Source organism: Klebsiella sp. WP8-S18-ESBL-06, assembly GCF_014169755.1.
GTDB lineage: Bacteria > Pseudomonadota > Gammaproteobacteria > Enterobacterales > Enterobacteriaceae > Kluyvera > Kluyvera ascorbata_B.
Genome location: NZ_AP022256.1, coordinates 4,477,469 through 4,497,526, shown reverse-complemented (window position 1 = coordinate 4,497,526; position 20,058 = coordinate 4,477,469). Strand labels below are relative to the sequence as shown.

At 46.9% G+C, this 20,058-nt stretch carries 16 protein-coding genes and 2 pseudogenes; 8 read left to right on the top strand and 10 right to left on the bottom strand.

Annotation, left to right across the window (positions count from 1 at the left end; translation table 11 throughout):
- The first annotated feature begins 6 nt into the window (after positions 1-6).
- The 8 genes from H7R76_RS21605 (at position 7) to H7R76_RS21575 (ending at position 8,223) form a co-directional block, all read left to right on the top strand.
- Positions 7-1,152, top strand: a complete 1,146-nt coding sequence (locus tag H7R76_RS21605) for a trans-sulfuration enzyme family protein (RefSeq protein ID WP_182968055.1) — start codon at positions 7-9, stop codon at positions 1,150-1,152.
- Between the two features lie 163 nt (positions 1,153-1,315).
- Positions 1,316-2,287, top strand: a complete 972-nt coding sequence (locus H7R76_RS21600; RefSeq protein ID WP_182966436.1) for a coiled-coil domain-containing protein — start codon at positions 1,316-1,318, stop codon at positions 2,285-2,287.
- A 116-nt stretch (positions 2,288-2,403) separates the two neighbouring features.
- Positions 2,404-2,979: a hypothetical protein gene (locus H7R76_RS21595; protein ID WP_106927391.1), complete on the top strand. Its 576-nt coding sequence runs from the start codon at positions 2,404-2,406 to the stop codon at positions 2,977-2,979.
- On the top strand, positions 2,979-3,110 hold the full coding sequence (locus H7R76_RS25060) for a hypothetical protein (RefSeq protein WP_286187620.1): 132 nt from the start codon (positions 2,979-2,981) through the stop codon (positions 3,108-3,110). Before H7R76_RS21595 ends, H7R76_RS25060 begins: the two co-directional genes overlap by 1 nt.
- Before the next feature lie 96 nt (positions 3,111-3,206).
- Complete coding sequence (locus H7R76_RS21590; protein WP_003033020.1) at positions 3,207-4,238, top strand: IS630-like element ISEc33 family transposase; 1,032 nt, start codon at positions 3,207-3,209, stop codon at positions 4,236-4,238.
- Between the two features lie 48 nt (positions 4,239-4,286).
- Positions 4,287-5,534, top strand: a complete 1,248-nt coding sequence (locus H7R76_RS21585) for a hypothetical protein (RefSeq protein ID WP_182966434.1) — start codon at positions 4,287-4,289, stop codon at positions 5,532-5,534.
- A gap of 677 nt (positions 5,535-6,211) precedes the next feature.
- A complete protein-coding gene (locus H7R76_RS21580) occupies positions 6,212-7,189 on the top strand; it encodes a hypothetical protein (RefSeq protein WP_001033549.1) in 978 nt (325 codons plus the stop codon).
- Between the two features lie 56 nt (positions 7,190-7,245).
- Positions 7,246-8,223 (top strand): 5'-nucleotidase, encoded by a 978-nt coding sequence (locus H7R76_RS21575; protein WP_021544648.1) that lies wholly within the window; start codon positions 7,246-7,248, stop codon positions 8,221-8,223.
- A gap of 335 nt (positions 8,224-8,558) precedes the next feature.
- Here H7R76_RS21575 and H7R76_RS21570 read toward each other — a convergent pair whose 3' ends face one another.
- The 10 genes and pseudogenes from H7R76_RS21570 to H7R76_RS21525 all read right to left on the bottom strand — a co-directional run bounded on the left by H7R76_RS21570 (position 8,559) and on the right by H7R76_RS21525 (position 19,998).
- On the bottom strand, positions 8,559-9,527 hold the full coding sequence (locus tag H7R76_RS21570) for an IS5-like element IS903B family transposase (RefSeq protein ID WP_000654812.1): 969 nt from the start codon (positions 9,525-9,527) through the stop codon (positions 8,559-8,561).
- 17 nt (positions 9,528-9,544) lie between these two features.
- Positions 9,545-9,811 carry a hypothetical protein gene (locus tag H7R76_RS21565; protein ID WP_227673930.1) on the bottom strand — a complete coding sequence of 89 codons (267 nt, stop codon included), beginning with the start codon at positions 9,809-9,811 and terminating at the stop codon, positions 9,545-9,547.
- Positions 9,812-10,032: 221 nt separating this feature from the next.
- Complete coding sequence (locus H7R76_RS21560; RefSeq protein ID WP_182966433.1) at positions 10,033-13,149, bottom strand: HsdR family type I site-specific deoxyribonuclease; 3,117 nt, start codon at positions 13,147-13,149, stop codon at positions 10,033-10,035.
- Between the two features lie 116 nt (positions 13,150-13,265).
- Positions 13,266-13,727, bottom strand: a pseudogene (locus H7R76_RS21555) (restriction endonuclease subunit S); the annotation flags it as partial.
- Between the two features lie 19 nt (positions 13,728-13,746).
- Positions 13,747-14,444, bottom strand: a protein-coding gene (locus H7R76_RS21550) for an IS1 family transposase (RefSeq protein WP_089569879.1) whose coding sequence is annotated in 2 segments (ribosomal slippage) — positions 13,747-14,186 and positions 14,186-14,444 — 699 coding nt in all. Because the reading frame shifts where the segments join, the coding sequence is not laid out codon by codon here.
- Between the two features lie 112 nt (positions 14,445-14,556).
- Positions 14,557-15,219: pseudogene (locus H7R76_RS21545) on the bottom strand (restriction endonuclease subunit S); the annotation flags it as partial.
- On the bottom strand, positions 15,216-16,772 hold the full coding sequence (locus H7R76_RS21540) for a type I restriction-modification system subunit M (RefSeq protein WP_182966431.1): 1,557 nt from the start codon (positions 16,770-16,772) through the stop codon (positions 15,216-15,218). The gene H7R76_RS21540 and the pseudogene H7R76_RS21545, both read right to left, overlap by 4 nt.
- Positions 16,773-16,975: 203 nt before the next feature.
- Complete coding sequence (locus tag H7R76_RS21535; protein WP_227673928.1) at positions 16,976-18,844, bottom strand: DUF262 domain-containing protein; 1,869 nt, start codon at positions 18,842-18,844, stop codon at positions 16,976-16,978.
- A gap of 70 nt (positions 18,845-18,914) precedes the next feature.
- Entirely contained in the window at positions 18,915-19,226 is a 312-nt protein-coding gene (locus H7R76_RS21530) for a hypothetical protein (RefSeq protein WP_000582609.1), read from the bottom strand.
- 58 nt (positions 19,227-19,284) lie between these two features.
- Positions 19,285-19,998: a helix-turn-helix transcriptional regulator gene (locus H7R76_RS21525; protein ID WP_182966429.1), complete on the bottom strand. Its 714-nt coding sequence runs from the start codon at positions 19,996-19,998 to the stop codon at positions 19,285-19,287.
- Between the last annotated feature and the right edge of the window lie 60 nt (positions 19,999-20,058).

Sequence of the window (20,058 nt, the reverse complement as noted above, 5' to 3'; positions counted from 1 at the left end):
TAAATGATGAAAACCTTCGATACGCTGAGCGTACACAGCGGCACCTTCACCGATAGCCACGGCGCGGTGATGCCACCGATTTACGCGACCTCGACCTATGCCCAACCTGCGCCGGGACAGCACAACGGCTATGAGTATTCGCGTAGCGGTAACCCCACGCGCAGCGCGTTAGAGACCGCGATTGCCGAACTGGAAGGCGGCAGCCGCGGCTATGCTTTCGCTTCCGGGCTGGCGGCTATCTCTACGGTGCTGGAACTGCTGGATAAAGACAGCCATATTGTCGCCGTAGACGATGTCTATGGTGGGACGTACCGGTTGATTGAAAACGTGCGTCGCCGTAGCACCGGGCTGCAGGTGAGCTGGGTCAAGCCTGGCGCGCTGTCGGAACTTGAAGCCGCTATTCGCCCGGAAACCCGCATGATTTGGGTCGAAACGCCGACCAATCCATTGCTGAAGCTTGCCGATCTGGAGGCGATCGCCAGGATCGCCCGCCGCCACAATCTGATCAGCGTGGCGGATAACACCTTCGCCTCGCCGGTTATCCAGCGCCCGCTGGCATTCGGCTTTGATATTGTGGTGCACTCCGCCACCAAGTACCTGAACGGCCACTCCGATGTGGTCGCCGGTCTTGCGGTGGTGGGCGATAATCCGGCGCTGGCCGAGCAGCTCGGCTATTTGCAAAACGCCGTTGGCGGCGTGCTCGATCCGTTCAGCAGCTTCCTGACCCTGCGCGGGATCCGTACGCTGTCGCTGCGTATGGAACGTCACAGCAGCAACGCGCTGGCGCTTGCCCAGTGGCTTGAGCAGCAGCCACAGGTGGAAAAGGTCTGGTTTCCGTGGCTGGAATCTCATCCCGACTATTCGCTTGCTCGCCGTCAGATGGCGCAGCCGGGTGGGATGATCTCCATCGTGGTCAAAGGGGATGCCGAACGGGCAGCGGCGGTGATCAAAAAGCTGCGGCTCTTTACCCTCGCCGAAAGCCTTGGTGGTGTGGAAAGTCTGGTAAGCCAGCCGTTCAGTATGACCCATGCTTCTATTCCGCTGGCACAGCGGCTGGCCAACGGCATTACGCCGCAGCTGATTCGCCTCTCGGTGGGCATTGAAGGCGTGGAAGATTTGCGCGCCGATTTGCGCCAGGCGCTGGCAAAATAACGAGATTAATCGCCGTCAGTCTGACTTAAGTCTATACATCATATCGAAAATCTAAGCGACTGAAATAACGTCACTTATAATATGACATAGCGGCTGACGGCGCACCGGAACGAGTGCTACTCTGCCATCCATTCCGACGGTCAGGATGCCGAGCACACGCCCCATGAGTAAACCCATCAAGCGGCTGGAAATCATCAAGAATGCCATTGAACTGGAAGATGATGAGATCATTGCCAGTCAGATTTCACACCTGAAATACGACATTGACGATCCCGCCATTGACGCCATTATCCAGGCGCTGGAGACCCGGCGCTACGGCGAGGCGATGAACGCTATCGTCAGCTGGTTGCAAAGTCAGCGGACGATGACCCACTGGCAAGATCCGCGCATTGCGGCCAGCAAGCTGGAGCTAAAAGCGCTGGAAACGCAGCTGCAGGCGCTGATTGATGCCAGAAACGCGCGCCTGAGCAGGCTTGATGAGTTTAACGATCTCTATATGCAGCATCTGGGACATCTGATGGCCGAGGTGTTGAGGCTGCGCAAGCTCCTGGCCGAAGCCTCACTGCGCAGGCAGGCCGAAATGAACCTGCACGACGATGCCAGTGAACGCCGTGCGCGTGATGAAGCGCGCGAACAGTATGAAACCTGGCGCGATCAGCAGCAAAAAGCAGAGAAACGCCGCGAGCGTCAGGAAAATATGGCGCAGGAGGATCGTCAGGAACTCAAACGGCTGTGGCGTCAGGCAAGTAAACTTTGCCACCCCGATTTGGTGGACGATGCGTTAAAGGCAGAAGCGAACGAGATGATGGCCCAGCTCAATCAGGCTAGGCAACGCGGTGACCTCACGGCTATCCGTAATCTACTTGCCCAGCTGATGCGCCAGCACGAACCGATGATGGCGAGCGAGAGGCTCAACGATCTGACGCTGCTGCTGCGCAAAATCAGCGCCACCCAGCAGCAAATTGCCAGCCTGCAGGCCGAAATGCTCGCGCTTGAGAAGGAGAAATCCTGGCTGCTGGTATCCACGCTTGCCGATCCGCAGGCCTATTTCCGCCAGCAGGAGAAAGCGCTGTCTAACACCATCGCCACGCTGCGCAAGCGAATCATTGAGTCAGGGCTGGATGAGGTGGCTTAGCAGCCGCATGATGATGATCAACAAATCATGGCCGTGAGCGGCGTCGCTTGTGGGATATTTCGGTAAGATAAAAATAAGAGCGGATCTACGCAGAATGAAAATATCGGAGTTTTAATATGTTCCCGAGCAAGCAAGTGATTGTGGTTTATCCAGAAGATTACGAAGAGCTGGCGATTGCACTGCAGCATGAAATATCGAAGGTAGAGGGGTTTGATAGCGCAGCCTGGACCATTGAAATTTACAAACAAAATATGCCAACCCTTTCCGGACGTAGCTATGTGATATTCATTGGTGATGCGGAAGAAAATAAATTCTCAAAGATGTACCTGCCACAGATTTCCAATATTGTGAATATCAACGGTGTCTGTTTTGGGCATGATGGGAGTAAAGCCGTCGTATTCGGAATGGGTAATCTGGCACAGAAACAAGATTTTGAAGCCTATCGACATGATTTAGGTTATGGGCTAAAGCCTTCAGGAAAGATTGGCGCTTCGGTTAATGCCGCATTGCTTCTTTCCGTCCCGTTCATTCCCCTCGGCGGCGCCTTAGGCATTATTGGGTATAAAGTCGTCAATTTTTTTAAGGGCAAGAGTGAAGTAAAAGAATTGCGTTACGAGCAAACAAAGCTCGCCATTTACCATTTTGTTTTTACTGAACTGGATGCCTGGGTTGGCAATGAGGGCTGTTCATAATGACTGATTTTGCCGATGCCTATTACAGCGCGAGCCGTGATTTTTCTGGGGTAGCGGGTGCCCAGGAATCGGCAGAATTCGTCAATGATGTTCAGTCTGCGATAGATAAGGCTGTTGAAGCACTTAAATAGCTGCGCGGAATAGTAGATCACTGAAAGGGAACTCAGCCCGGATTGCGCGATCTGATCATTCGCCAAACCAACCAAAACCACCAACCGGACTGAGCGATGCCGATCATAGCACCAATACCCCGTGGCGAACGACGCCTGATGCAGAAAGCTATTCATAAAACGCGCGATAAAAATCATGCCCGCAGACTCACGGCCATGCTGATGCTTCATCGGGGTGAACGGGTCAGCGATGTTGCCAGAACTCTCTGTTGTGCCCGTTCATCCGTTGGTCGCTGGATTAACTGGTTTACGCACTCAGGTATTGAAGGCCTGAAATCCTTACCCGCAGGGCGCTCCCGACGCTGGCCTTTTGAACATATCTGCACCCTGTTACGTGAGCTGATAAAGCATTCTCCCGGCGATTTTGGTTATCAACGTTCACGCTGGAGCACCGAATTACTGGCAATAAAAATCAATGAGATAACCGGTTGCCAGTTACATGCAGGAACCGTTCGCCGCTGGTTGCCATCTGCGGGGCTTGTATGGCGCAGGGCCGCGCCAACTCTGCGCATCCGTGACCCACATAAAGATGAAAAGATGGCGGTAATCCACAAAGCGCTGGATGAATGCAACGCAGAGCATCCGGTATTTTATGAAGATGAAGTGGATATTCACCTTAATCCTAAAATCGGTGCGGACTGGCAGTTGCGCGGACAGCAGAAACGGGTAGTGACGCCGGGGCAGAACGAAAAATACTATCTGGCCGGCGCACTGCACAGTGGCACGGGTAAAGTCAGCTACGTGGGCGGCAACAGCAAAAGTTCAGCGCTGTTTATCGCTCTGCTGAAGCACCTGAAAGCCACTTACCGGCGGGCGAAAACAATCACGCTGATCGTTGATAACTACATTATCCATAAAAGCCGCGAAACACAGCGCTGGTTGAAAGCAAATCCCAAGTTCAGGGTAATTTACCAGCCGGTTTACTCGCCGTGGGTGAATCATGTGGAACGGCTATGGCAGGCACTTCATGACACGATAACCCGTAATCATCAGTGCCGCTCAATGTGGCAGTTACTGAAAAAGGTCCGCCATTTTATGGAAACCGCCAGCCCATTCCCCGGAGGAAAACATGGTCAGGCAAAAGTGTAGCGGTATTAGGCGCAGCTATTTAAAACGGAGGCTGAGCGTCGTGCCAATGTGGATGCAAACTACGTTAAAGGTCACATTGCTGAGCTCTGGCATTCGGAAACACTAAAGATTTCCGCCACGGCGAAAGGTCATGATGACATATGGGCTAACGTACCAGGGAACAATAAGACAGGCCAGGATATTCATTACGGCGATTCCGAAACCGCCTCTTACGCAGAATTAAAATACTACAAAACAGCGAAAGACACGGCCAGGGAACTGGGTGAGCCTGCCTATTCCGGCAGCCAAAAAATTGTACCGAGCGATCAGCTTGACGGTGTTATTGCAGAGTCGCAAAAACAAGCGGCGCGAAACCAGGCGATTTCCCCTGAACTGGCGGATGCATATCAAAACACGGCTGATACGGCGAGGGATCGTATTGAAGTGGATGGCATTTCGTCTAAGCCTCAAAGTGAAAATGAAGCCAGAGAAATGGCATCAGACTTTAAACGCGAGGGCGAAATTGATCCCGATGCGTACGGGCTGAATACCGAGAGTTTCATTGCGTGGTCAGATATTCTTAGAGAGTCCGGGAATGCGGCGCTAAATGCGGCCGCTTTTTCTGCGGCGTTGACTGCCGCCCCTCACGTATATCGTCTCGTGGTTCAGTACATTCAGTCCGGTCAATGGGATGCCAGGCTCATTCGTGAAGGCGCAGGTCAGGTGCTTTCCAGCTCCTCTGGCGCGGGATTACGAGGCGGTCTTGCGGCGCTCATTACGGCCTCATGCAAAACGGGGCTAATGGGACAGTCTTTTAAAGGTATCTCCCCCACTGCGGTTGGCATGGCGACCGCCATCGCGCTGAATTCCATTGAAAACTCCTGGCGATATGCTCAGGGGCAGATCACCGGCAAAGAACTGGCCTTTCAGTCCTCAAGAGATGCTGTAGCGCTTATTATGGGAAGCGGAGGGGCATTACTGGGACAGATGATTGTTCCGGTACCGGTATTGGGGGCTTTGCTCGGCAATCTGGTTGGTTCAACGCTGGGCGCAGTCAGCGTCAGCTACGCGAACAGCAAGATACTTGGAATTTGCGTTGAATCTGGCTGGACGTTTTGGGGGTTAGTCGATCAATCGTATCAGGTTCCTGAAGAGGTCCTCAGGGAGGTCGGATTCGATCTTTTTGCGCGCCAAACCTTCAAGACTCAGCGGTTCGCCATCGCGCGCTTCCATCCCCAATCTTACCAACATGCTCATCCGGGGTTTAGCGTGCTGAGGAGGGGAGTGATTTCATTTAATAATGTAGGGTATCGGTGATAAGCAGTGTATCGCCTCATTTGGCATAAGGCTGGCGTGGCATAAATGGAGAATACCCAAAAGCAAAAACCCAGCCATAGGCTGGGTTCTTTAAATAGTGGTGCCCGGACTCGGAATCGAACCAAGGACACGGGGATTTTCAATCCCTTCAAAAAAGACCAAACGATCCATCAGCACTAACAGTTTTTTACTGGTTTACCTTGAGAAAAATGTTTAAGTTTGGTTCTTCATGACTTAAGTATTGCTTAAATACGGCGTTTCGAAGCTACCATAATCCTACCATCAAATTGCCTTGGTTTAAGATGGCCCATCTTCGTATCCCAGTTCTCAACTATATTGCATTAGGTGAGAGAACTTCATAATGAGCAAGCTAAAGCAATTAGCTCTTCAGAGATTTCTGGGCTGATTCTGGTTGTTATGAGCTGCAACAGCTGACGTCCTCAGGTTAAGGTTTACTAAGATAAGTTTGTTTTCTTCGAAAGCTCTTGATGTTTCATGACATTGGCTAGATCGTGAACATATTGAAAGTTCGAGATAGTCACGGTAAACCTCACTTAAAGCAATTACAGTAACTAAGGTTACTACTACGTGGAGCAATTTTGATATAGTTGGAGAGAATAAAGAAGAGTTCTGTTGTTCCAGGCTCTTGGTCTCGTTGAAGCACAAAAGGATAGGGTGTGAACAAAATAAAAGCTGACTCAGATTTTCTTGTTAGTCATAAAACTAAAACATTGATTGGTATGACTTTGTTCGTACTTAAGGCAAGCCCTAATGTTCCGTTTACCGCCAGGCAATTGGCAATCAAAGTTTGCGAAAGCTTTCCTGAATACGCAGAAAAGAAACTTGCTTCATCAGAACATCTTTCGAGTGTTGAAGACCTAATCTCCCAGGTAGCGGCAGAGATAGGCGCCCAAAGACCTTCGCTGGTTAAGAGAAATGCTCATATTAATGTGACGGCAGGAAAACCTAGAAAGTATCTTTGGTCAGATGATGAGGCAAAGGGCATACAATTAAATAAAGATATCTTTGTCACGGATGATGCTGACGTTTCTGATCCCCATGGCGAATTTTATTCTGAGCATGAATTATATCCTCTTCTAAGCGAGTATACTTCGAGTTCATTAAATGTGCTTGTTCGTCGTGTAGATGAAAAGAAATCCAAAAAGGGAGCCTTCAAGAGTAATAAGTGGGTACATCCAGATGTTATAGGGGTCCAGGATATTGGTCATAATTGGTCGTCCTTGACTAAGGATGCGGTTTCAATTCTTGGTGGTAAACGTGCTTTTCTTTGGTCTTTTGAAGTAAAAAAATCTTTAGTTATTTCGAACGTTAGAGAGGCATACTTTCAGACCGTTTCTAACTCATCATGGTCTCACTATGGCTATCTTGTAGCTGCAAGCATTGAGAATAACTGTATTGATGAGTTAACTGTTCTGAATGCGGCACATGGTATTGGCGTTATCCTCCTCGATGTACATAATCCGTCTGAAAGTCAGATTCTTCTTCAAGCAAAAGAAAAAATAAGTTTAGATTGGCAAACTATTAATCGTCTTATTGAATTGAATCCAGACTTTAAAGAATATATTGATTTGATAAACCAATTCTCGTTAAATAAAAAACTTAAAATAAACGAATGGGGTATTGAATATGAATAGGTTTTTTCTCTTAATCAATTGTAAACGTTAACTAATAAAGGTCTTAGGAGATAGTTATGGCTTATGATTTGACTAATACTCTGGTCATTGGTATAAGTTCAACAGCACTTTTCAATATGCAGGAATCAGATAATCTTTTTAAGGAATTCTGTTCCAGCAATCCAGAAAAAGCAATTGAGCAATACAGAGACTACATGCTTTTGCATGAGAATGATGAGTTGCTTCCTGGAACTGGATTTCCCTTGGTAGAGGCTTTGCTGGGGCTAAATAAGTATAAAAAAGAAGCTGATAAATCTCCTCTTGTTGAAGTAGTGGTTATGTCAAGAAATAGTCCTGATACAGGACTTATGATACTGAACAATATAAGAAAAAAAGGAGTAGATATAACAAGGTCAGTATTCACAGGTGGTGAAACGGTGGTTGACTATCTCGAGGCTTTCAATGTGGATCTCTTTCTTACAACCAGTATTGATGATGCACAGCGCGTTATCGACTCTAATGCCTGTGCAGTTGCTATTTTAAAGGAACCGCCAAAAGAATCTATAAAATATCCGCAAGATCAGGTAAGAATTGCCTTTGATGGTGATGCTGTCTTATTCGATGAGTCGAGTGAGATTGTCTATAAAACGAAAGGAATTAACAGTTTCCATGCACAAGAAAATGCCAAGCAAAATGAACCTTTGGCGGAAGGTCCTTATGCAATGCTGCTAAAAAAAATAGCGAGATTACAAGACCGATTACCTGCAAGAGTTGATTATTCACCGATAAGAATTGCTCTTGTTACAGCAAGAAATAGCCCATCCGAGCTACGAGTTATAAAAACATTAAGAGCTTGGGGGATAAATGTTGATGAGGCATTCTTTCTAGGTGGGGTCGAGAAAACAAAAATACTTAAAGCTTTCAATCCTCATATATTTTTTGATGATCAAGATGTCCACCTTGAGCCAGCATCAGTATATGTCCCTTCAGGCCGAGTACCTTATGCTTCTCGCTCACCATTATATCAGCAAATATTGTCAATCAAGCCAGCTTAATTTATGTCAATGTCATTGCCCCGATGAGTCGGGGCGGAACTATCATCATGGTCACGAATTTTTCTCAGATGACAGTTATCTGCCGAAGATAGTCTTGCAATAAAATCTATCGTTTAAATAAACTATGGGCTTCGGTATTTTTTTGATGTAAAAATAAAAAGACAATATCATAAATGTTAAACCTCAAAATAGCCGAGCAGCAAACGCCAAAACAATAATACTGACATTACCATTAACTGTCGCGATGGTTCTGAGTCGGTCGTCTTTAAGTGTTTTACCGGCTTTGTTGAATAAATCAGATTTCGGGTAAGTCTCCCCCGTAGCGGGTTGTGTTTTCAGGCAATACGCACGCTTTCAGGCATACCTGCTTTCGTCATTTTGTTCAGCGCTCGTACCAGGGCCATAGCCTCTGCAACCTGACCATCGTAGTCACGCAGTGTCAGTGAACCCCCGAACAGCTGTTTTACCCGGTACATCGCCGTTTCCGCTATCGAGCGACGGTTGTAATCTGTTGTCCATTTCCACCGCGCATTACTCCCGGTCATTCGCTGATTAGCCACTGCACGGTTACGGTCTGCATATTCACCGGGCCAGTAACCCGCACCTTTTCGGGGAGGGATAAGCGCGCTGATTTTCTTACGCCGCAGTTCATCGTGACATAGCCGGGTATCGTAAGCGCCATCGGCGGCGGCTGACCTGATTTTCCGGTGGGTTTGCCGGATTAACCCGGGGAAGGCCTCTGAGTCCGTAACGTTGTTCAGCGACAGGTCAGCGCAGATGATTTCATGTGTTTTACTGTCAACGGCCAGATGCAGCTTACGCCAGATACGGCGGCGTTCCTGGCCATGCTTTTTGACTTTCCACTCGCCTTCACCGAAGACCTTCAGCCCGGTGGAATCAATTACCAGGTGTGCGATTTCACCCCGGGTGGGCGTTTTGAAACTGACATTAACCGACTTTGCCCGCCTGCTGACACAGCTGTAATCCGGGCAGCGTAGCGGAACGTTCATCAGAGAAAAAATGGAATCAATAAAGCCCTGCGCAGCCCGCAGGGTCAGCCTGAATACGCGTTTAATGACCAGCACAGTCGTGATGGCAAGGTCAGAATAGCGCTGAGGTCTGCCTCGTGAAGAAGGTGTTGCTGACTCATACCAGGCCTGAATAGCTTCATCATCCAGCCAGAAAGTTATGGAGCCACGGTTGATGAGGGCTTTATTGTAGGTGGGCCAGTTGGTGATTTTGAACTTTTGCTTTGCCACGGAACGGTCTGCGTTGTCGGGAAGATACGTGATCTGATCCTTCAACTCAGCAAAAGTTCGATTTATTCAACAAAGCCTGTTTTACCATCAAAAGTTGCGATGGTGCGGAGTCGATCGTCTTTCAAGGTCTTCCCATCAAATGTTGCGATGGTGCGGAGTCGGTCGTCTTTAAGGGTTTTACCGTCAAAGGTAGCGATGGTGCGGAGTCGGTCGTCTTTCAGGGCTTTACCATCAAACGTCGCGATGGTCCTCAGTCGATCATCTTTCAAGGTCTTGCCATCAAAGGTCGCGATAGTCCTGAGTCGATCGTCTTTTATAGTTACGCTCATAAGTATTCTCCTGTGATACATCCATTCAGTACTTTACCATCCAAAATCAAGCACTGGTTTCTGTAAGTTCTGGACGCTAATTGTCTGAATGTGCGTTAAAAATTCATCCAGTTAGCATTAACATTAACCAGCGCTTCATCGATCATAACAGGTCTGACGCAGTTTAAAGGATACAATCTTACCTATAAATTGCGGTGGCGCATTGTTCTTTTATCTGGCAACTAGAGGTGTCCTCCAACCCCTTTAAATTTTTCGATAAACGCCCCAATTTTCTGGAATACAGTCTGCTTTTTCGTTTTGTACTGAGGATTCAGCGGACTGAGCTTTGGTAGCGTCTCATTTAGCTCAGTGCCATTTTCGGTAGCATACTCCCGTTTGAGTGATGTGCGGATGTAACGCCTTGCAGCCTCTTCATTGAGGTTTTCTTCCTTAATCAACGCTTCCGCTTCCCGCTGCTGTTCACGCTGAGCATAGGTAAAGAATGCATCAATGATACTGGCCTTGTCCGGCATGTCATCAAGGTTAGTTTGCTGAATAAAGTCAACAATCAGACCTTCTTTGGCACGGTTGCCCAGACTTGAGCGGATTAAGCGTCTGACCTCTTCAGTCAGGGCTTCTTTACCTTTTTTCTGACGATTGTGGTCGAAAATCAGACCAAGGATGTAGTCCAGGTTAATCTCCTGCGACTTAAGCAGGTCAATTTCAAACACCACGTCATCCCAGTCTGTGGTTGATGTATCCCTGTCGTTTGCTGCTTTTTCGCGTCGCTGCCAGTCCCGGATATCATTGTATGCTGAGCGATAGTCCTGAACTTTACGTTCTGCCGGGAGACGAATGGTTTGTAATTCAGCAAATTTTTCATCATCCACATAGTGCTCTGCTTTAAAGGTTTCTACCGCTTCCGGGTCACTAATATCAACCTTCTGCAGGGCTTTCAGCGTGGCAAATTCATCATAGTTTTGCAGGATGTTTTCTGCCCGCAAATATTCACCAAACAGTTTGACGAAGGCTTTTTTCTCTTTTTCACTGTCGATACTGGCAGGGTCAGGGAAGCGCTGCTCCAGCTCCGAAACAACAGCCATAAAACCTCGTTTAGCCTCACCGGTTGCCGCATCGGTAAAGCCCTGCATGTACTCTTCGTAGCTTTTTTCCAGCACCACATTCTTGGTGTTTTTGTCGCCAAATAGTGTGATGGCATCAATGGTCGGACGCTCCAGGTCCCTGAAAGTCACGATATTGCCGAAGGTTTTGGTGGCATCATAGATACGGTTTGTGCGGGAAAATGCCTGCATCAGGCCGTGATAACGGAGGTTTTTGTCAACGAAAAGAGTGTTAAGCGTCGGGGCATCAAAGCCGGTTAAGAACATTCCCACCACGATGAGAAGGTCGATATCCTGATTTTTCACTCGTTGAGCTAAATCGCGGTAGTAGTTCTGGAAGCCGTTACTGTCGGTACTGAAATTGGTTTTAAAGTGGTTGTTATAGTCATCAATGGCTGAATCCAGGAATTCCTTTGCGCTGCTGTTCATTGCGCTGGTATCAAAGCTTTCGTCAGTAATATCACCAATGGCGCTTTGCTCTTCATTTGCAGCAAAGGAGAAGATGGTTGCAACCCGAAGGCGTTTATAGCTGCCAGATTTCTTCTCCGCTTCTTCCTGTAGCATTTTAAACGTCGTGTAATAAGCTTTTGCCGCTTCCACGCTGCTAACTGCTAACATGGCGTTAAAGCCCTTAGCTCCCGGGAAGGTTCGGTGTGTTTTCTGACGGAAGTTATTGATAATGTATTGCGTTATTTCCTGGATACGTAGTGGGTGCAGAAAGGCCTGGTGGTTTTCAGCCGCGCTGAGTTTTTTCTCATCAGTTTCCGTTTCAAGAGACTTAAACTGTGGGCGGACATCGTTATAGTCCACCTTAAACTTCAGCACTTTTTCATCACGAATCGCATCAGTAATGACGTAAGAATGTAACTCACGCCCGAACACGCTGGTTGTGGTTTCTGCTCCCAGTGCGTTTTCGGGGAAAATAGGCGTACCGGTAAAACCAAACTGATAAAAGCGTCTGAATTTCTTTTTGAGGTTTTTCTGGGCCTCACCAAACTGGCTGCGGTGACACTCATCAAAGATAAACACCACCTGCTGTTGGTAGACGGGCAGGTCAGCTTCAGATTTCATCAGGTTATTGAGTTTCTGAATGGTTGTGACGATAATTTTGTTATCGTCCTTATCCAGGTTTCTTCTGAGGCCAGCTGTATTATCCGAACCATTCACACTGTCCGGAGAGAAGCGCTGATACTCCTTCATGGTCTGGTAATCGAGGTCTTTCCTGTCGACCACGAAGAAGACTTTATCGATAAAGTCCAGCTCAGTAGCCAGACGTGCGGCCTTAAAGCTGGTCAGGGTTTTTCCTGACCCTGTGGTATGCCAGATAAATCCACCGCTTTCGGGTTTTGACCAGTTCTTCGCTTTAAAAGAGCTGTTGATTTTCCAGAGAATGCGCTCGGTGGCGGCAATCTGATAGGGGCGCATGACGAGCAGCGTCTGGCTGCTGTCAAACACGCTGTAATTAAACAGAACATTCAGCAGAGTATGCTTCTGGAAGAAAGTGGCGGTAAAGTCCTTCAGGTCCTTAATCAGAGTGTTATCCGATTTTGCCCAGTTCATGGTGAAATCAAAGCTATTTTTATCCCGTTTAGTGGTACTGGCAAAGTACCGGGTATCAGTCCCGTTGGAAATCACGAAGAGTTGCAGGTATTTAAACAGGGAGTTATCGCTGTTAAAGCTTTCCTTGCTGTAACGGTGTATCTGGTTAAAGGCTTCACGAATCGCCACGCCACGCTTTTTGAGTTCGATTTGCACCAGCGGAAGGCCGTTAACCAGAATGGTGACGTCATAACGGTTAGCGTGTGAGCCGGTCTGTTCAAACTGCTGAATGACCTGCACCTTATTGCGCAGCAGGTTCTTTTTATCTATCAGATAGATGTTTTCCAGACGACCATCATCAAACGTAAAATCACAGATATAGTCGATATGAATTTTACGGGTTTTGTCCAGGCTACTGTCAATGGGGCTGTCGAGATACTGCTCTGCGAAACGCCGCCATTCACTTTCGTTAAACACCACACCATTAAGACGCTGAAGCTGGTCCCGCACATTCGCCAGCATCGCAGTCGGTGACTTAACGGATATAAACTCATAGCCCTGATTAAGAAGGTTCTGAATCAGTTCCCGCTCAAGGTCCGATTCGCTCTGGTAGCTGTCGCCAGCATTCTGAACTTTGGAGTATTTATCAAGGACGATAAAGTTATTTGATTCAGCAATGGTGTGTGTCTGTTGTATCATGGTGCATCCTGTGCGTCATCTGGCAAAGTCCGGAAGGATATCAGAAGCGTCTTCCGGCATTCGTAAAGCCTGATACCGGGCGGGTGAGAACAAACCCTGCCGGTATCAATGGTCCGTCAGTTGCTGGCGGTTTCTGGTTTCGGGAAGCTAAACAGTAAATCACGATAGTACTCGTACTGTTTCTGGCGCAGCTCGATTTCGCGCGGGAGGCCTTCTGTGATTGAACCCGTCAATGTGTCAAATTTGTCCAGCATTTTAGCAATATATTTCTGACGCTCTATGGAAGGCACTAATAATTTCAATTCCTGCAATTTCCCCACAGCAAGACCCGGCTGTGCAGATTTCGACGCATATTGATTTAGATTCATTGTTGTTAACATATGAAATGCCCAGTCAATATCAATCCCCTGCATGGCTGAGACTACAACTGCATGTTCTGTAGCGTAGAACTGACCTTTCATTCTTTGGACATTGCCACACAGAGCACCTTGTCGCCCTATTAATAGATGTTCCCCATCATGACTTTTTTCTTTAACGTAACCACGAATACCGTTTCCGCCAAAACAAGGATATACAAAATCTGGTCGTGACGCTGATTTAGTGGTAATGGTTGATTGTCAGATACCATCCGATGACCTTATCGTGCATTTCTTCTGATTTTGAAAAGCAGATTGTCCTTCGGGTAAGGCGCTTAAGGTGAGTCCGCAGATTCAGGTTATGACGCTCTATTCGCTGGGTATATTTCTTGCTGACTACATGGCTGGCTGAGTCCAGCAACGTCCGGTATACCGGCCACGCATCGGTCATGTAGAAGGCAATATTAAATTTGCTCAGCAGTGCCAGAAGCCGCTGTAACGTCACCGCATTTCGGGGGCCAAAGACGTGAGCAAGAACCCGCTTTCGGATGCGGTCATAGGCATAAAAGAGCCAGCGTGGATTGCCCTTACAACGTACGAATGACCACTGCTCATCAGCTTCACAACAGATGACAACTTCTGCTCCGGGCTCAATGTGTTGCGCTACCTGTTTCGGCGCCAGTTTTTTAGATGGCGGAGGACAGTATTGAGGCTGATATCAAGGACTCGTGCAGTGTCACGACACCCGGCCCCATTCATTGCCATATCAATAATGGATTGATGGGTATCGGGTTTAGCGGCGTTGTACTGAAAGCTGAGCTGGAAGGTTTTCAGGCAGAGCTTGCAGCGATAGAGCTGAGCACCTGACGTTGAGTGACCATTACGGATAACCCCTTGAGTTTCAGAGCAACGGGGACAAACCACATCAATCTTTGCCATCACTTATCCAAAAGGCGAAGTATACAGCAGCACTAAGTTGGCGTCATGACCCAAAATCTCCTTCTTTCCCATCTACTATATTTCTCGCCGAAATATGCTGCCCTGCACGCATCTTCACAATCTCACCCAATGTCTTCCACTCAACCCCACCCTCTTCAAAACTCAGCAATTTATCACGATAGTAGTTGTACTGTTTTTTTCGCATGGTAAGCTCAGCTGTAAGCTCAGCTGTAAGTGCAGTAAACTTATCCAGAATCCGGACGATTTCAGACTGGATGGCAAGAGACTTTTCTGGGTTGGATGGGCAGGGAATGGGAACTTGAAAATCCAGAATAGCGGACTTACTGCCCCGAGGCATTTTTGCACCTTTGGCATGTTGCATGTTGTAAGAGAAAAATGAATTCGACGACAACAGATAGTACAGATATTCTGAACAAATACGCTTTCTATAGTCCTCAGCAATACAAACGGCTAGAACATCACCACTACACCCACCAGAATTGGTAGCCAGCCATACTTTCTTTAGGTATGGACGGATGTTCCCAAGAAGAATATCTCCTTGTTTGTACCCTGTTAAACGAGTTGTATTGGGTAGATAGCTTGCATCAATACGGCCCCCTTTATCAGCAACTAGATTATCAACACCTGTGAACGACGTTGCATCAAGTTTATCCGCATCAATTCTTGTCGTTGAGTACTCAGCAATATCCCCCAGCGCCCTCCACTCAACCTCGGCCCCATCCAGCAGCTTTTCCAGATATCTCAGTTCGCTCATGCCTTCGCCTCTCTGCCTTCGATTTCTGCCACAATCGCATCAATATCCTGACGCAACTGGTCGATTTTGCTGACGGTAGTTTTCAGCTGAGCATTCAGTTCGGTGATATCAACTATTTCACGGGTATCTTTCGCTTCGACATAGCTGCTGACAGACAGGTTGTAGTCATTGGCGGCAACGGCCTCAAGCGGCACCGTTTTCGCCAGATGGTCAGTGTCTGCCTTGCTGTCGAATACTTGCATAACCTGTTTAATGTGCGCATCAGTCAGGATATTGTTATTGGTTTCTTTCTTAAACAACCCGCTGGCGTCAATAAACTGAACGCGGGTATCTGTTTTGTGCTTGGACAGCACCAGAATGTTAACGGCAATGGTGGTGCCAAAGAACAGGTTTGGAGCGAGTGAAATCACCGTTTCAACATAATTACTGTCAACCAGATATTTACGGATTTTCTGCTCCGCACCGCCACGGTAAAAAATGCCAGGGAAACAGACAATCGCTGCACGACCTTTTGCAGAAAGGTAGTTTAGTGCATGTAGCACAAACGCAAAGTCAGCTTTTGATTTCGGGGCCAGTACGCCAGCAGGAGCAAAACGTTCATCGTTAATCAGTGTAGGGTCATCGCTGCCAATCCACTTAACTGAGTACGGTGGGTTAGAGACGATCGCGTCAAACGGTTTTTCATCGCCAAAGTGAGGCTCAGTCAGAGTATTTCCCAGTCTGATATCAAATTTGTCGTAGTTGATGTTGTGCAGGAACATGTTCATACGCGCCAGGTTAAAGGTTGTATGATTTATCTCCTGACCATAAAAACCTTCTTCAATGATATGGTTATCAAAGTGCTTCTTCGCCTGAAGCAGTAGTGAGCCAGAACCTGCGGCAGGGTCATAGATTTTGTTGACGTGAGTCTGACCGTGCATCGCAAGCTGAGCAATCAGCTTAGAGACGTGCTGAGGTGTGAAGAACTCCCCTCCAGACTTACCGGCATTTGCCGCATAGTTAGAAATCAGGAACTCGTAGGCATCACCAAACAGGTCAATCTGGTGCTCGTTAAAATTCCCCAGGTTAAGCCCTTCAACGCCTTTCAGAACGGCAGCAAGACGGCTGTTTTTGTCTTTGACGGTGTTACCCAGTCGATTGCTGGTCGTATCGAAATCGGCAAAGAGGCCTTTGATGTCGGCCTCGGACGGATAGCCGTAGGCAGAGCTTTCAATAGCGACGAAGATACTGTTTAAATCAGCATTCAGCCTGTCGTTGGTGTTCGCTTTAGCGGCAACGTTGCAGAACAGCTGGCTCGGGTAAATGAAATAGCCTTTAGTCCTGATGGCATCGTCTTTGATGTCATCGGTAATGATGCTGTCATCAAGCGCTGCATAATGTATGCTCTCATCCCCTGCTTCCATGTAGCTGGAAAAATTCTCACTGATGAAGCGGTAGAAAAGTGCACCGAGTACATACTGTTTAAAATCCCATCCATCTACGGAGCCTCTGACATCATTGGCAATGGCCCAGATTTGACGGTGTAGCTCTGCACGCTGCTGAAGGCTTGTCATTTTGTATCCTGTTGTATGATTCTTAAGTACTGCTATTGGCCCGATTTTATCGCAATTTCATATGGATGACAGGCTTTGTATGTCATACGTTGCACTGAGAGTTCGTTTGCCCGGTTGTGTAGCCAACACTCTTTCAGTCAGGCCAGTAGAAACGTCGTGCTGACGATAAATACTGAAGCCCCAATACTATCGGGGCTGAACGTTCAGTCGGTGAGAATTTCTTCATCCGTATCCATTGTGGATGGTGATGAATCTATTTTTGTTGTAAGAAATACCCGATTCAGTAGTCTTTGCTTCAGGGCGTTTCTTCGCTCATTGTAGAACTCCGGGAAGCGACTGAACTCAATATTGTCATCTGAAACTAACAGCATTGATGGCGTATAGTTGTTTGATGAATGAGATAGCCATTGTTTCAGGGATGTATCCTGTTTACTTATATTCTGAGAGTGATTCAGTAAATGAAGATTCGGTATGGTGTCCCAGTGTTCCGGATTTTCATAAAAGCTGAGCTTCTCCGGTGAATTCGCAATATAATCTAGTTTTTCAAGATATTTCTTTGAAAAATGATTTCTTGGGTGAAGGTGATCAATATGAAACACCTCGGTCGGATTCATTTCAGGGAACAGAAGATGCAATAGTGCGCGGCAACGACCTTCGCCATATCTGATATCGAGAAGGCTTTCGATGTATTCGTCGTCAAATCTGAGGTCCTTATTCGAGCCTTTATATCTGTCAATAATCTTCTCAAGAGGAAAGTGAATATCTGAAAGACTATTTTTCATTACATCTCTGATGCTCGTGAGTAGCGCATCGGCCTGGCTTCCAAAGATCCCTTTCAGAAGTACCATGTAAAACCACTGGCTAATTACTGAGCGTTCATTGTGGTTTTTATTCAGGAGGTTAATCGTTGTATATAATGGATGTCCACTGGTTTGCTTTTTGTAAAGCCAGTAGACCACAGGAATGACTGCATTTTTAGATATCAAAGACTGTGGATTGATGCCGAATCGCCTGATAAGAATAAAAGTCTCCTTGATACAGGATTTTATTTCAGACCATTGTTGTTGTATCTTACCGACCTCCTCTGAAGTGAAGTTTTTTACTTTGAACCGGACGTCAGAGTCAATAAGCATCAGGCTGGTTTTTAAGAACCAGTCTCTTTCAATATAAAAACCCATTTCATTATTCTGATAAATATTTTTTGTCAGTTCATCCAGTTCTCTTCTGAAATCCCCCTGCCAGTGCGCTACCGCTATTGACATCAGTAAGTCGGAGAACTCAAGTTTTGTCCCCCCGCTGTTCGTGCGGATGAAAACATCCAGCACATGATCAATGTCCTGACTGCTCTCATTGAAGTAGTGGATGATGTTCTCAGTTCTTATTTTTGTATAAAGTCTCAGTAATGTTTTTCTGGAAAATTCACTGGAAATGAGTCCTCTTTTTTCGAGTTCTGGTACGACAACGTTAAATAAAATATCATCAGGCGAATCATGTTGCTCGTATTTGAATATTTCGTGCAGGCAGAACCAGTGATGCTTGTTGTCTGTAAGTGAATCAGCGTATTGCTTGTCGGTCAGGAACCTGAAGTTATACTTCATCATGAGCTCATCGTCTGAATTAAGTGGCGCTGTTAAATCGACGTAAAGCTTTCTTGGCGGCAGGATGCGATCATCCTGTGCCGAAGGCCACCACACCCGGGGCTGTTTATACGCATACGTTCCACACAATCCAATATATAATGATGTGAGACGCTGCTGACCATCAATCACCGCCTTGAAATCATGAAATCCAGCATTTGTTGCTACGCAGGGGTTTTCTTCATTAAATCGCTGACAGTATTCTTTCAGGAATTCATAGAATTTGTAATCATTTTTAATACTGGCACTACGGATATCCCACATCATGAAAGAGTTTATCGGGTAGTCTCGCATGATGGAATCAAACAGCAGACATATCTGCCTGCTGCTCCAGACGAACTTCCTCTGAATTGCAGGCAGAAGATAGTGGCGTAAATTAATTGAATCTATCGCTTGTTTTATCGTTATTGCTTTTTCATACTGGCCAGCCATCATAAACCTCATATGTTATATTAGCTGGCCTATTTTAATTTAAAGCGTGTCGGTAGTACAGTCTTTGCACAAACTAATTTATGCAGTGGAAAAGCTGACGGCTCGGTTTGTGTTTTTCATTCGGGTAGACTCGCATTGCGGATGCACAAAGTGATGAAACCTGTCTTGCTATATTTTTACCGAAGTTAACAAGAAGGCCGTGCTTTATTTTTTCACCCTCTGCCCTGATGCTGATGATAAAGCTGAACTGATATACGATTACCTCAATGAGGTCATTGCCAAATGTTATAATGGCGGCGTTGTTTATTTCATGTTCATAATCCCTCAGGTCAGTGTTAAGTCTTGCGGTCGCATCTACAAGTGCGTATTCTTTATCGATAATCATAACTTTCTCACTTATCATGTTAATGTGATTTAATCATCACTAATAATATGTTGTGATTTTAATTACGATTATTCGTCTGTTTACTCCCGTAATGCATTATCTGATGAATAATGTTCATGTGGGGTAAGGCTTCCATAAAGTCAGACTGTTCAATCAGCGAAATGAGTGTGTTATCGATCTCAAACGTTGTATCCGGTAATACCTCAACCAGCCTGATTCGGGACAGGGAAATAACGAACACGCCCGATGACGTACATCCGGCAAGAAACCACTCCGCATGGCTGCAAAGCAGACGGTAGGGATGAACGGTATGGCTGACGTTTTCGTCGGTTCTGATACGCACCCGGGTCTGGTTAAGTATGGCGAGCGTCAGTCTGCTGAAATCACCGAACAGCGTGGGTTTCTGGCGCGGCTCCGGTAGCATAATCCTGTAGGGCGAGGGGCGTTCCCCGTCAAGCATCAGGCTCAGCAGTTTGGCGTCCATCGCGGGTAACAGACGGTCAAGATGCAGCAGTCTCGCCAGTATCTTCATATCCCGTTCCGTGCGGCGACGAAAGTAATGCGAAGCAAGCTGATACACGCCGTTGCTCTGTTCAATATCAAGGTACGTCAGACGGACGTTGAAATCCCGTCGCAGCGTTCGCGTCGTCACTCCAAATTCTTCTGCCAGCGTCCCGATATGCAGCTTTTCACCCTGAAACAAACGGCTCAGGATGATGGAAAGGCGGGTTGCCAGTCTGTCATGTTCGTTTTCTTGTGTTATCAGCGTCATACATCATTTCCGAATTTAGCCGGGAAATAATGCCAGCAGTAGCGGACAGGATTTGTCCGC

Excerpts from the sequence above, each read along its gene's own strand:
- H7R76_RS21605 (WP_182968055.1), top strand. The coding sequence starts at position 7 with ATGAAAACCTTCGATACGCTGAGCGTACACAGCGGCACCTTCACCGAT.
- H7R76_RS21600 (WP_182966436.1), top strand. The coding sequence starts at position 1,316 with ATGAGTAAACCCATCAAGCGGCTGGAAATCATCAAGAATGCCATTGAA.
- H7R76_RS21595 (WP_106927391.1), top strand. The coding sequence starts at position 2,404 with ATGTTCCCGAGCAAGCAAGTGATTGTGGTTTATCCAGAAGATTACGAA.
- H7R76_RS25060 (WP_286187620.1), top strand. The coding sequence starts at position 2,979 with ATGACTGATTTTGCCGATGCCTATTACAGCGCGAGCCGTGATTTTTCT.
- H7R76_RS21590 (WP_003033020.1), top strand. The coding sequence starts at position 3,207 with ATGCCGATCATAGCACCAATACCCCGTGGCGAACGACGCCTGATGCAG.
- H7R76_RS21575 (WP_021544648.1), top strand. The coding sequence starts at position 7,246 with ATGGCTTATGATTTGACTAATACTCTGGTCATTGGTATAAGTTCAACA.
- H7R76_RS21565 (WP_227673930.1), bottom strand. The coding sequence starts at position 9,811 with ATGAGCGTAACTATAAAAGACGATCGACTCAGGACTATCGCGACCTTT.
- H7R76_RS21560 (WP_182966433.1), bottom strand. The coding sequence starts at position 13,149 with ATGATACAACAGACACACACCATTGCTGAATCAAATAACTTTATCGTC.
- H7R76_RS21540 (WP_182966431.1), bottom strand. The coding sequence starts at position 16,772 with ATGACAAGCCTTCAGCAGCGTGCAGAGCTACACCGTCAAATCTGGGCC.
- H7R76_RS21535 (WP_227673928.1), bottom strand. The coding sequence starts at position 18,844 with ATGATGGCTGGCCAGTATGAAAAAGCAATAACGATAAAACAAGCGATA.
- H7R76_RS21530 (WP_000582609.1), bottom strand. The coding sequence starts at position 19,226 with ATGATTATCGATAAAGAATACGCACTTGTAGATGCGACCGCAAGACTT.
- H7R76_RS21525 (WP_182966429.1), bottom strand. The coding sequence starts at position 19,998 with ATGACGCTGATAACACAAGAAAACGAACATGACAGACTGGCAACCCGC.